This is a genomic window from Martelella sp., assembly GCF_984369615.1.
The window spans coordinates 1-11,628 of the sequence record NZ_CFHTCS010000014.1 but is presented as its reverse complement, the minus strand read 5'-3'; the positions used below and the strand labels follow the sequence as shown (position 1 = coordinate 11,628).

The following is an 11,628-nucleotide window of genomic DNA, read 5'->3' as shown; positions in this document are numbered from 1 at the left end:
CCGGCTTCTGTCGGTATTGCGTCATACCGCATCTGGTTGATGTGCTGGCGCGGCGTCGCGGAAAGCGGGCAGCGCGTCGGCCGCCTGGAATATCCTCGCGATGGTGGGCCAGCGGCTTGTATCAATGTCGAAACGTCGGTTGTTCCAGACCTGCGCATAAAGGCAGCAATCAGCGAACCCCGGCGTGTCACCGTGGCAGAAACGGCCGGTGCGACTGTCTTGCGCCAGCATGATTTCGAGCGGGTCAAAGGTGGTTGCGACCCATTCGGTGAACCAGGCTTTCTGCGCGGCCTCGTCGGCGCCGAATTGCTCGGCCAGGCGGGTCAGGACGCGCAGGTTGTTCAGGGGGTGGATCTCGCAGGCGATCATGTATGAAAGCGCGCGCACGCGCGCGCGCGCGTCTGCCCCCTCAGGCAAGAGCTGCGGCCCGGGCTGGGTTTCGTCGAGCCATTCGATAATGGCAAGCGACTGCACGAGAACCTGGCCATCGTCGCGTTCCAGAACCGGCACAAGTCCGGCAGGGTTCATTGCCAGGAATTCGGGCGTGCGGGTTTCTCCCTTGCGCAGGACATAGGGCACATAGTCATAGGCGACGCCCTTGAGGTTGAGGGCAGCGCGCAGCCGCGTCGAGGTCGATGAGCGGAAGAAATTGTGAAGGCGGAAGGTCATCCGACGGGTCCCTTCGCGCGCGGTCCGATGGTCGTGGTGATCTCTCCCAGCCGACTGATCGAGACGACGCATACATCGCCCACCTGCATCGCGCCGACACCCGCAGGCGTGCCTGTCATCACCAGATCGCCGGGCCGGATCTCCATCGACCGCGACAGGATCGAGATGATCTCTGGCACCGACCAGATCAGGTCTTGCAGATCGGCGCTTTGCTTGACGGTGCCATTCAGCGTCAACTGGATCCGGCCATGCTCGGGCTTGCCGACCGGCGCGCCAGTGTGGATCGGACCTATCACCGCCGAGCGATCAAACGACTTGCCCCAGTCCCAGGGCCGGCCTGCCGCGCGAGCAGCAAGCTGCAAGTCCCGCCGCGTCAGGTCGTTGCCGATGGCGTAGCCGAAGATGTGGTCGCGCGCCTGTTCCTCGGGAATATCCGTGCCAGCCTTGCCGATGGCGATCACCAGTTCGGCTTCATAGTGGAAGTTCTGCGTTTCGGGCGGATAGGCGACGGTCTGCCCATCTTCGACAACGGCATCGGCGGGTTTGGTGAAGAAAAACGGCGGATCGCGATCCGGATCCTTGCCCATCTCTCGCGCATGCTCTGCATAGTTGCGTCCGACGCAGAAGACCCGACGCACAGGAAAACGCTCATCCCGACCGGCGATAGGCAGGCTGACGGCAGGAGGCAGCGGGAAGCTGTAATTCATGGAGGTTATTGTCCTTTCCTCGTGGTTGTAATTCAGCGATGTGGCATCGTAGGATGCATTTATCCCGGCACCATCGCCCTGCGCAGCCACTGAAGTGCCACCATGATTGCGACACCCAGGCCATGGAGCATGAGGGTGTACCCGCCACCCAATGCTTCCGGCATAAGAAGCAGCACTCCGCCAAAGCCCAGGACTGCGCGTTCGTAGCCTGACAACATGCCCCCGAACCAGCCAACCATGGCGACGGATATGGCATAGACCCCAATTGCCGCGGCAGACGCGGCCAGAAAGATTTCAACCGGGGTTCCCTGCATCAGCAGGGCGGGCGTGACCACGAAGATGAAGGGAATGATGTAGGCTGTCCAGCCGAGGCGCATCGAGACGAATGCGGTCTGCATCGGCGGGGCCCCGGCCAGCGCGGCGGCGAAGAAGGCGCCGATGCCGACAGGCGGGGTCACCATTGACATCATGCCCAGGTAGAAGATGAAGAAATGGGCGGCCATCGGTGTGATCCCGGCCTCTACCAGAGGCGGGGTAAGAAGGACCGCCAGCAAAAGATAGACGGCAACCGTCGGCATCCCCATGCCAAGAACAACACTGGCAACGGCCGTGAGGAACAAGAGCAGCGGAAGGTTGCCCCGACCGATCTCGGCCAGCGCGAAGGTGCCGACAAAACCCAGCCCGGTGATGTTGAGAACGCCAATGATGAAGCCGGCGGCAGCGGCGATCATCAGGATCTCGGTCATGGAGATGCCGGCGTCGGCGAGCGATTGCCAGATCATCCGCAGCGTGATGCGCCGACCACCGTAGCCGTATGCGATGCCGCAGATCAGGGCAACGCCGGCCGCCCAGAGTGCCGCCGTTTCCGGCCGCTGGCCCAGCCAGAACATGCCGATCACGATCACGGCAAACGGCAGGATGAAGATACCCCCGCGACGCAGAGTGCCGAGCGCAGAAGGAATTTCATCCTCATGCAGGGGGGCGATATTGGCCTTGGCGGCCTCAAGATCAACCTGACAGTACACCGCAAAGTAATAGAGCGCGGCCGGGATGATCGCAGCAATGGCAATCTGCGCATATGAAACGCCGAGGAAATCGGCCATTAGGAAGGCGACTGCCCCCATGACCGGGGGGGCGATCTGCCCTCCGGTCGAGGCGACGGCCTCGACTGCGGCAGCCATCTGGGGCCGATACCCCGAGCGGATCATCAGTCGGATGGTGACCACCCCGGTCGCGACTATGTTGGAAACCACGACCCCGGAAATCGTGCCAAAAAGCGCCGAGGCGAGAATCGAAATTTTGGCCGCGCCGCCGCGGCGACGCCCCAATGCGGAAAGCGCGATGTCGTTGAAGAACTCGCCACCGCCCGCCCGCACGAGGATCTGCCCGAACAGCACGAACGCGGCAACGACCGTTACGGACACATTCATGGTAAGCCCGAGCATGCCGTTGGCATCGAAGGCGATATAGGACAACAGACGATCCGGAGAGACCTGTCGCGTCTGCATCGCACCCGGAACCAGGTGGCCGATCATCCCGTAACCGACAATGAAGAGCACCACCAGAACCAGGGTCCAGCCCACGACCCGGCGCAACCCCTCGAGCACCAGCAGAGCCAGCCCAATGGCCATTGCCACGATATCGGCGGGAGCGGACATCACACGAGAGACGATATCGGCGTAGTTCACCGCAACATATAGAGAAAGGAACAGCCCCAGAACCGCAAGAATCCAGTCAATGGAACTGCCACCAGGCACCGGATCATTCTCGCCGCCGCTGCCCAGATCTCTCTCGCCGACGCTTCTTCTGTCGATCAGGAACACAAGGCCCAGGCCAAGCCCCAGAGCGACTGCCAATATCTGTTCGACATAGACGTTCAGCCCGAGGCGGCTGGGCGCGTCAAACCCAACGGAAATGGCCAGAAGCGAAAGTGCCACCGCCTGTGTATGGACAGCGATACGACGAATCGTCGGCGTCCGGGTGCCAGTTGTTTGAGCCAAGACCCACTCCCTCCGAGTTGAGCGAACACAAAAACAAGGACCGGGCAGGTAAGTCTCCCGACCCGGCACACAGTCATAGTCTTGTCAGTCAACAGGACGGATGGCGACGCCACGCTGGGCAAAGAAGGCCACCGCAGCAGGATGATATTCCACACCCGGGTAATCGACATAGGCGGTATCCAGGTTCATCATGCGAAGCGGAGGATAGGAATCACCGATCGCATCCACATTATCGAAGATCGCGGCCAGCAGCGCCGTGACCTGTTCGTCGGAAACATGGGCACCGGCAACAAGGACATTGTCCCATGTCAGCATCATTATCGGTGCTTCGATACCCACCCGAACCGGCGAGGGTGTAACCTCCGAGAAGTAATAGGCCGGGCGGTATTTGCGTATCGCCTTGAGCGCCTTTTCATCCGAGGCGACCTGAAGATAGCGGACCCCGCCTACCGTCGCGCCAACCTCGGCGACCTTCGGCCCGCCCACCGCGAAGAAGGCCGCATCCGTCAGGCCCGAGGCCAAAGCATCGGCACCGCGAATGATGTCGGGGATCGGCATTTGAACCACTTCGTCATAGCTGATCCCGTCCGCCTCGAGAAGCGCACTCACCAGCGGACGGTTCAGCGGGAAAGCCTCCCAGCCCGTGGGCACACGCTTCCCGGCGAGATCGGACACGCGCGTCATGCCGGAATCCGCCCGGACGAACAGCCCCACCGCAAAGGGATTGATCTTCGCCAAGACACGCAGATTCGGCAGCGGCGCAGAGTAATCACCCTCCCCCGCGACCGCGACGATCATGTCATTGATGTCAGTAAGTGTGAATTCTGCGTCCTTGCTGTCCACGGCCTGAAGCATCTGTGCGTTTCCGCTATACGCCTGGACCACCAGCCGCCCGCCATCGCTCCTCTGGGCCTGGGCCGAGATGACCGAAGCCATCGTATTCCAGACCGAACCCGCAGGAGGTGTCGTGATCGACGCAACCTGAGCGGAGACACCGCCCGTCGCCGTCGCCGCAACCATCATCGCGCCTGCTATGCGCGCACAAAATGTATTCATCTCCTTGGCCTCCCTCTGACTGCACTCCCCCAACAGATTTGCCTTATGCCCGCCCCGGCATTCATTGTAAAGCATGCTTTTCTTATTGCCAAGGTCGCCTGGAACGGATAAATGTAAACAAGGACGCATGGTCTGCATTAAGTGGACAAGGCGGACATCGAAGCCACAGGGAGGAGTTTAGATGAACGTAAGAACGATTGCGGGCGCCGCTGGCGCTTATTCCGATGCCGAAATTCTTGCAATGGTCGACGAGAAGGGCGGTAAGTACGATCCTAAGATTTATGTTGACGAGGCCCTTTATCGTCTTGAGCTTGAGCGCATTTTTGCGCGCACCTGGATTTGCATGGGTCACGAATCGCAAATCCCGAAGCCGGGCGACTTCACGACCGCCTACATCGGCGAGGATCCTGTGGTCGTTGTGCGCCAGAAGGACGCCAGCATCCGGGTGTTCCTAAACCAGTGCCAGCACCGCGGAATGAGGATCTGCCGGGCCGATTCGGGCAACGCTAAGTCCTTTACATGTACCTACCATGGTTGGGCATACAATCAGGGTGGCGATCTGGTAAGCGTACCGATGGAGAAGGAAGCCTTCGGTGGTTGCCTGAACAAGGCGGAGTGGGGACCGAAGCAGGCGCGCGTCGAAACCTACAAGGGCCTGATTTTTGCCAACTGGGACGCCGACGCGCCTCCGCTCGACGAATACCTGGGTGACGTCAAATTCTATATGGACATTATGCTCGACCGCTGTGAGGAGGGGACCGAGGCGATCCCCGGCATCCAGAAGTGGGTCATTCCCTGCAACTGGAAGTTCGCGGCAGAGCAGTTCGCTTCGGACGCTTATCATGCAGGCACCACCTCACACCTGTCCGGCATCATGGCGGGCGTGCCGGAAGATGTGGATATTACCCAGGTTGCCCCTCCGACGGAGGGCTTGAATGTCCATTTGGAGAACGGACACGGGTGCGGCTTGTTCCTGCGTAACCCGATGTTTTACATGACAATTCTCGGACCGAAGGTGACGGAATACCTGACGACCGGGCCGGCTTACGAGGAGACCGTGCGCCGTTTGGGTCAGGGACGGGCAGATGTACATCTTTGCCATACCAACGTCTTCCCGAACCTGTCGTTCCTGGCAGGGATTAACACGGTCCGCATGTGGCAGCCTCGCGGTCCAAACGAGATCGAGGTCTGGACGTTCACTGTCGTTGACAAAACTGCCCCGCAGGAGATCAAGGACGAATGGCGTCGCAACACATCGCGCACATTCTCGGCGGGTGGCGTGTTCGAACAGGATGATGGCGAAAACTGGTGCGACATCCAACAAGTGCTGCGCGGTCATGTTGCTCAAAACCAGAAGTTCAACATCGAGATGGGAACACATACGGTGACGGCCGATAATCCTGAGGGCTTCCCCGGGCTGAGCTTCGCCTACACCTATAGTGAGGAGTCGGCGCGCGGCCTGTACCGCTACTGGACCGAGATCATGACAGCACCGGATTGGCCTGCCATCCGTCGGAGCCAGCAAAGGCCGCTCGCCGCGGAGTAACGTTCAACCGGCGGAAATGTCTGCATATGTATCAAACGTCTGCCGACGCTGTCGGCAGATAGTTCTGCACTGAGGGAGGAAAAAATGCTCGATGACACTTTCAAGGCTGCCTTCGAAAGCAAGCCCAAGGTCGTTTCTCTGGAACTTCAGCACGAAGTCGAACAGTTCCTGTATTGGGAATCCAAGCTTCTGACGGATCGCCGTTACAAAGAGTGGTTCAGTCTTTTGGCTGAGGACATTCACTATTGGATGCCGATCCGTTCAACGAAAATCATGCGCGAAGTGGCACAGGAATATACGGATGAGCAAGGCTTTGCTCATTTCGACGACAACTGGCACACGATGAAAGGCCGGATCCGCAAGATCCTGTCGGATGTGGGGTGGTCCGAAAACCCGGCCTCTCGCTTGCGCTATCTGATCAGCAACGTCATGCTCGTTCCCGAGAATGAGAACACGATCAATGTCATTTCGGCGTCGATGGTGTACAGGACGCGGCAGGAGCGCCAGCTCGACGTTTTCGCTTGTGAGCGACGGGATGTCCTGCGTCGGGTTGAAACCGAAGCGGGCTTCGAGATTGTGCGCCGCACGATCCTGATCGACCAGAGCACAATCCTGTCGAACAATCTCAGCTTTTTCTTTTAATGGGGTAAAAATGGCGTGGATGAAGGTGTTCCCTTCGGCAGATGTGTCGGAGGGAGAGATGAAGGTATTCGAAGGTGGCCCTGAGCCGATACTGGTGTGCCGAGTGGACGGCGAAATACACGCCGTCCAAGACACCTGTACGCATGACACATGGTCACTCGCGGACGGTTTTATCGAGGACGGAGTTATCGAGTGCAGTCTGCACTTCGCGAAATTTTGCGTCAGAACCGGCAAGGTGAAGGCCCTGCCTGCTTGTGAGGCACTCAAGGTGTTTCCTGCAAAGGTCGACGGCGACTTCATATACATTAACTGCTGAGAAGCAGCGTTAAAATACGGGAGGAATTACAATGCAACTCAAGGATCAAGTCGCGCTCGTGACGGGCGGAGGGTCCGGTCTTGGACAAGCCATCGTCGAACGCTTCGTCGAGGAAGGCGCGCGTGTCGCAATCTTCGACCGCTCGCAGGAGCGCATCGATGAGGTCGTGAAGGCACTCGGCGACAAGGTTGTTGGCATCGCGGGTGATGTGCGCGAGGTGGCTGACAACAATCGGGCGGTTGCCGAATGTCTCAAGGCCTTCGGCAAGCTCGACACGTTCATCGGCAACGCCGGCATCTGGGACTATTCGAAAACCATGGTTTCGACAGAAGATGGCGACTTGTCATCTGCTTTCGACGAGATGTTCGGCATCAACGTCAAGGGCTATGTCCTAGGGGCCAAGGCGGCATTGCCCGCGCTTTACAAGACCAAGGGCCACATGATTTTCACTGCTTCGAACGCGTCCTTCTATCCTGGCGGTGGCGGTGTTCTTTACACCGCGACGAAGCATGCAGTGGTCGGCATGATCAAGCAGATGGCGCATGAGTTCGCACCGTATGTGCGGGTGAACGGTATCGCGCCGGGAGGTGTTGGCGGAAGCAACCTCGCCGGAACCAGTGCGCTTTCACAACAGGGAATCAAGTTTTCCGATATTCCGCTCGACGACCTGATGAAGCAGATGCTGCCACTTGAGCGCGCATTTAATGCGCGGGAATATGCCGGTGCCTACGTCTTCTTTGCCAATCGTCGCGACAATACGCCAGGCACCGGCGGCGTCCTAAATTTCGATGGCGGTATCGGTATGCGGGGCTTCGCCTCTCCGAACATGGGTGCGGATCTCGTTGAAAAGTTCGGCGCAATCTAACCAAGGAAGCGCGCCGGATAGTGCGCGCGGTTGAGACTGGACCGTTCTCCAGACAGATCTTCGCGCAACCGTCTGGTCGGCGCGAGCCCCAAGAGTAGCGACACAAACTCCATAAGGACATGGCATGACTATTCAGCTCTATATCGACAACGAGCCCCGGAATGCTACAGGCAACGTCACATTTGAACGCCGCTCACCGGTAAGTGGCGAGGTCGTGACGCAGGGCGCGGCCGCGAATCCGCAGGATGCCGTGGCGGCGATCGAATCCGCCGAGCGCGCATTTGCATCCTGGTCGCAGACTGGCCCCGGCCAGCGCCGCGTACTGCTTATGAAGGCCGCCGAAGAGATCGAAAGGCGCACAGAAGAGTTCGTTCTTGCGATGAAGGCCGAGGTCGGGGCAGGCGATCTTTGGGCGCGTTTCAATGTCATGCTCGCGGCGAATGTATTCCGCGAGGCCGCTGCGATGACTACGCAGATCCAGGGCAACACTATCCCCTCTGACAAGCCGGGCACTTTGTCGATGACCGTGCGCCAGCCGGTCGGTGTTATCCTGTCGATCGTACCCTGGAACGGGCCGATTGTTCTGGCGGCACGGGCTATCGCCTATCCGCTGATGTGCGGTAACACGGTTGTCTTCCGCGCATCGGAAACCTCGCCCAAGACCCATGTGCTGGTTGCCGAGGCCGTCCATGCAGCCGGTTTCCCCCCCGGAACGCTCAACTTCGTGATCAACGACCCGAAGGACGCGCCCGAAGTCGTGGAGGCAATGATCGCGCATCCGGCTGTGCGGCGTGTTAACTTCACCGGTTCGACGCATGTGGGCCGGATCATTGCCACAGCTTGTGGCCGCCATCTCAAGCGCAGCCTGATGGAACTCGGCGACAAGTCGCCCATGGTGGTGCTTGCGGATGCGGATATCGACGGCGCCGTGAATGCGACCATCTTCGGCGCATTTCTCTATCAGGGCCAGATCTGTATGACGACCGAGCGCGCCATTGTCGATGAGTCTGTCGCCGATGCGTTTGTCGAGAAACTCGCTGCGCGGGCAGCACAACTGGAGGCGGGCGATCCACGCTCCCAGGCGGCTTGCGCGCTTGGCCCGATCATCAGCCAGGGCGCCGTTGATCGCTTGAACGGTTTGCTGGCCGACGCGGTCGCAAAGGGTGCGAAGATACGGTCTGGCGGGCACGCAGACACCACCTTGATGGCACCGACTGTGCTCGACGGAGTCACACCCGAGATGCGCATCTATTCCGAGGAAGCCTTTGGTCCGATCTTGCAGGTGATCCGTGTATGCGGCGCGGAGGAAGCTGTGCGGGTGGCCAATGACACTGAATACGGCTTGTCCGCTGCCGTCTTCGGAACAGACATGGCACGAGCACTTGATGTCGCAATGCGCATCCAGACCGGTGCGGTGCACATCAACGGTTCCACCGTCTCCAATGAGGCCCAAGCGCCTTATGGGGGCACGAAGGCCAGCGGTTGGGGTCGGTTCGATAGCATTGCGGTGATTGATGAATTCACCGAGTTGAAGTGGATTACGATCGAACAGCCGTCCCAACCGTATCCGCTGTAAGAGCGCGCCCGAAACCGGGCGGATGCGGTTTGCAAATTGACCGTCTTCAGTGATGTCGGTCATGCTGTTCGCATCCGCCCAATCAAGATCGTTGGGCTATGGGACTGGATTTCAGCGAGCTCGGGGGTTGGGTAACGAGATCGTGCCGGTTGGCCGAAACCTTGTGGTCCCTCGTTCAAAACGAGAGTGCTTCGCCCGAAAAATTCTCGGCCAACTGGCGGATGTGGCTCAAGCCATTGAAATAGTGTAGTAATTCGTTATCGTTGCGAATCCCCGCGATTTCTGGAGACCCGACCCGCCGTGTCCGACGGAGAGCGGCCGTGCAAAATTAATCCACGGAAGCGGCGGGATCATTCTGCTGCGGAAGGCGTAAAAGTCGGCCACATATTTACCCTTCTGCGACGACAGCAGGAGCGCGTGGGGATCTACACTGTGTAATTATATCTGAAGGTCCGCCTGGCTTGTTCTGAAGAAATGAGCCGGCGTCACGTTGCCCAGAAGGGAAGGTTGTCAACGGCGGAGTAAAAACCGGCCACGCGGCGGCGCAATAATCGGCCATCTTGGCGCGCGCATGAGACCCGCGGGAGGGCGTAGCCCGAGCGGGGGTCTCATGCGCGCGCGGTGATTTTTCGAAGGGTGTCAGCCGGCCTTTTTGGCGCGGCTTTGGGCGAGACGATAGCTGTCGCCGTTCATTTCGAGGATGTTGACGTGATGGGTGATGCGGTCGAGCAGAGCGCCGGTCAAACGCTCGGATCCCAGAGTTTCCGTCCATTCGTCAAAAGGAAGATTGCTGGTAATCAGGGTGGCGCCCCGTTCGTAGCGTTGCCAGATCAGCTCGAACAGCAATTCTGCGCCGGTCTTGGAGAGCGGCACGAAGCCCAGCTCATCGATGATGAGAAGCTGGTAGGCGGCCATCTGCTTCTGGAACCGCAGCAGACGCCTATCGTCACGCGCCTCCATCATCTCGCTGACCAGCGCTGCGGTCGTGGCAAAGCCGACGGACATGCCCTTCTGGCAGGCTGCCAGGCCGAGGCCAAGAGCCACATGGGTCTTGCCCGTGCCGCTGGGACCAAGGGCGATGACGTTCTCGCGCCGCTCGATCCACTCGCATCGAGCCAATTCCAGCACCTGCATTTTGTTCAGCCTGGGGATGGCGGCGAAGTCGAAGCTGTCCAGGCTTTTGACGGCCGGGAACCGTGCCGCCTTGATGCGGCGCTCGACCTTACGGCGATCCCGTTCGATCATCTCCCGCTCGGCAAGCCGGGTGAGGTATCCGACATGGTCGATGCCTTCGGTGGCGCACAGCCGGGCCAGCTTTTGATACTCGCGCTGGAAGGTCGGCAGCTTGAGGGCTTTGAGATAATGGGAAAGCAGGATCTCCGGGACTTCGGTGTTCATGCCGCTTCCTCCCCATGTGCACAAAGCAGTCGCATATATGCCTTCGCCGATGTCGTCTCGACCGTCGCCCTCGGCGAGTAGGGATAAATAGACAGGTCCAGTCTCGGTGGTCGGCGCTCCACCTGGCACAGGATGAGATGCTTGACGGCGTCGAAGCCGATTGCGCCGAGCTGAATAGCTTGCTTCACCGCCGCATGAAGGTCCGCAAGGTCAAAGTTCTCCAGTAAGCGCAGAACCTGCACATATTCCCGCCGGCCATGTTTGGCCATGCGGCCCTCCATCAGGCGGCGCAGCGTGGCGAACTCGTCCGGCAGATCCCAACCCTGGAGAGGGGCCGCCTGATCCAGAGAATTGATCTTCTGCTCGATCAGCGGCAGGTAATGCACAGGGTCGAAGACGATGTCTTCCCGTTCCCAGCACCGAGGATGGCGGGCGATGATCTCGCCACGGCAGCCGATCACCACCTCGTCGACATAGCCCCGGACCCAGACATCCTGATGGCCATAGGCGACCGGCACGGAATAGTCGTTGGTCTTGTAGCGAACGAGCGACTGGGCCGTGACTCTGGCACTCGTCTGGTCGCAGGCATTGAATGGCGACGCCGGCAATCGGCGCATGGCAGCAAGATCGCGCTGCAGCCGTTCTCCGATTGTCTCGCTCTCGCCCCGCAACCTGTCGCGCTGGCGCTTGCGGCATTGCTCTTCCAGCCAGGTGTTGAATGCCTCCCATGTCGCAAACTGCGGGATCGGCACCATGAAGTTGCGCCTGCTATAACCGACGAGACCCTCGATATTCCCTTTATCTGGCATGATCACGCTGACGCCTCGATATCTTTGCCGCACTTCGGTGGCAG

11 protein-coding genes are annotated in these 11,628 nt (G+C 59.7%); 5 read left to right on the top strand and 6 right to left on the bottom strand.

The features are described 5' to 3' along the window. Positions 1 to 21: 21 nt before the first annotated feature. The 4 genes from maiA to AC5DC2_RS02515 all read right to left on the bottom strand — a co-directional run bounded on the left by maiA (position 22) and on the right by AC5DC2_RS02515 (position 4,432). A complete protein-coding gene (gene maiA, locus AC5DC2_RS02530; RefSeq protein ID WP_024706835.1) occupies positions 22 to 669 on the bottom strand; it encodes a maleylacetoacetate isomerase in 648 nt (215 codons plus the stop codon). After that, a complete protein-coding gene (locus AC5DC2_RS02525) occupies positions 666 to 1,376 on the bottom strand; it encodes a fumarylacetoacetate hydrolase family protein (RefSeq protein WP_024706836.1) in 711 nt (236 codons plus the stop codon). The genes maiA and AC5DC2_RS02525 overlap by 4 nt, the downstream gene beginning before the upstream one ends. A gap of 59 nt (positions 1,377 to 1,435) precedes the next feature. Further along, positions 1,436 to 3,376, bottom strand: a complete 1,941-nt coding sequence (locus tag AC5DC2_RS02520) for a TRAP transporter permease (protein ID WP_024706837.1) — start codon at positions 3,374 to 3,376, stop codon at positions 1,436 to 1,438. Positions 3,377 to 3,460: 84 nt separating this feature from the next. Continuing rightward, positions 3,461 to 4,432, bottom strand: a complete 972-nt coding sequence (locus tag AC5DC2_RS02515; RefSeq protein ID WP_024706838.1) for a TAXI family TRAP transporter solute-binding subunit — start codon at positions 4,430 to 4,432, stop codon at positions 3,461 to 3,463. Positions 4,433 to 4,613: 181 nt separating this feature from the next. Here AC5DC2_RS02515 and AC5DC2_RS02510 point away from each other — a divergent pair, with 181 nt between their 5' ends. The 5 genes from AC5DC2_RS02510 (at position 4,614) to AC5DC2_RS02490 (ending at position 9,377) form a co-directional block, all read left to right on the top strand. Continuing rightward, positions 4,614 to 5,978 carry an aromatic ring-hydroxylating dioxygenase subunit alpha gene (locus AC5DC2_RS02510; RefSeq protein WP_036236102.1) on the top strand — a complete coding sequence of 455 codons (1,365 nt, stop codon included), beginning with the start codon at positions 4,614 to 4,616 and terminating at the stop codon, positions 5,976 to 5,978. An 84-nt stretch (positions 5,979 to 6,062) separates the two neighbouring features. Further along, a complete protein-coding gene (locus AC5DC2_RS02505) occupies positions 6,063 to 6,620 on the top strand; it encodes an aromatic-ring-hydroxylating dioxygenase subunit beta (protein WP_024706840.1) in 558 nt (185 codons plus the stop codon). Between the two features lie 10 nt (positions 6,621 to 6,630). Continuing rightward, positions 6,631 to 6,936 (top strand): non-heme iron oxygenase ferredoxin subunit, encoded by a 306-nt coding sequence (locus AC5DC2_RS02500; protein ID WP_024706841.1) that lies wholly within the window; start codon positions 6,631 to 6,633, stop codon positions 6,934 to 6,936. A 31-nt stretch (positions 6,937 to 6,967) separates the two neighbouring features. Next, positions 6,968 to 7,801: a 3-(cis-5,6-dihydroxycyclohexa-1,3-dien-1-yl)propanoate dehydrogenase gene (hcaB, locus tag AC5DC2_RS02495; protein WP_024706842.1), complete on the top strand. Its 834-nt coding sequence runs from the start codon at positions 6,968 to 6,970 to the stop codon at positions 7,799 to 7,801. 124 nt (positions 7,802 to 7,925) lie between these two features. Next, entirely contained in the window at positions 7,926 to 9,377 is a 1,452-nt protein-coding gene (locus tag AC5DC2_RS02490; protein ID WP_024706843.1) for an aldehyde dehydrogenase, read from the top strand. A 639-nt stretch (positions 9,378 to 10,016) separates the two neighbouring features. On the opposite strand, the gene istB is transcribed toward AC5DC2_RS02490, so the two are convergent. Together istB and AC5DC2_RS02480 are read right to left on the bottom strand one after the other, a co-directional pair. After that, positions 10,017 to 10,775: an IS21-like element helper ATPase IstB gene (gene istB / locus AC5DC2_RS02485; protein ID WP_024707381.1), complete on the bottom strand. Its 759-nt coding sequence runs from the start codon at positions 10,773 to 10,775 to the stop codon at positions 10,017 to 10,019. Continuing rightward, a partial coding sequence (locus tag AC5DC2_RS02480) for a Mu transposase domain-containing protein (RefSeq protein ID WP_491697380.1) occupies positions 10,772 to 11,628 on the bottom strand: 857 nt, incomplete at its 5' end. The genes AC5DC2_RS02480 and istB, both read right to left, overlap by 4 nt.

Coding starts and splice junctions, on each gene's coding strand:
- maiA (WP_024706835.1), bottom strand. CDS start 669: ATGACCTTCCGCCTTCACAATTTCTTCCGCTCATCGACCTCGACGCGG.
- AC5DC2_RS02525 (WP_024706836.1), bottom strand. CDS start 1,376: ATGAATTACAGCTTCCCGCTGCCTCCTGCCGTCAGCCTGCCTATCGCC.
- AC5DC2_RS02515 (WP_024706838.1), bottom strand. CDS start 4,432: ATGAATACATTTTGTGCGCGCATAGCAGGCGCGATGATGGTTGCGGCG.
- AC5DC2_RS02510 (WP_036236102.1), top strand. CDS start 4,614: ATGAACGTAAGAACGATTGCGGGCGCCGCTGGCGCTTATTCCGATGCC.
- AC5DC2_RS02505 (WP_024706840.1), top strand. CDS start 6,063: ATGCTCGATGACACTTTCAAGGCTGCCTTCGAAAGCAAGCCCAAGGTC.
- AC5DC2_RS02500 (WP_024706841.1), top strand. CDS start 6,631: ATGGCGTGGATGAAGGTGTTCCCTTCGGCAGATGTGTCGGAGGGAGAG.
- hcaB (WP_024706842.1), top strand. CDS start 6,968: ATGCAACTCAAGGATCAAGTCGCGCTCGTGACGGGCGGAGGGTCCGGT.
- AC5DC2_RS02490 (WP_024706843.1), top strand. CDS start 7,926: ATGACTATTCAGCTCTATATCGACAACGAGCCCCGGAATGCTACAGGC.
- istB (WP_024707381.1), bottom strand. CDS start 10,775: ATGAACACCGAAGTCCCGGAGATCCTGCTTTCCCATTATCTCAAAGCC.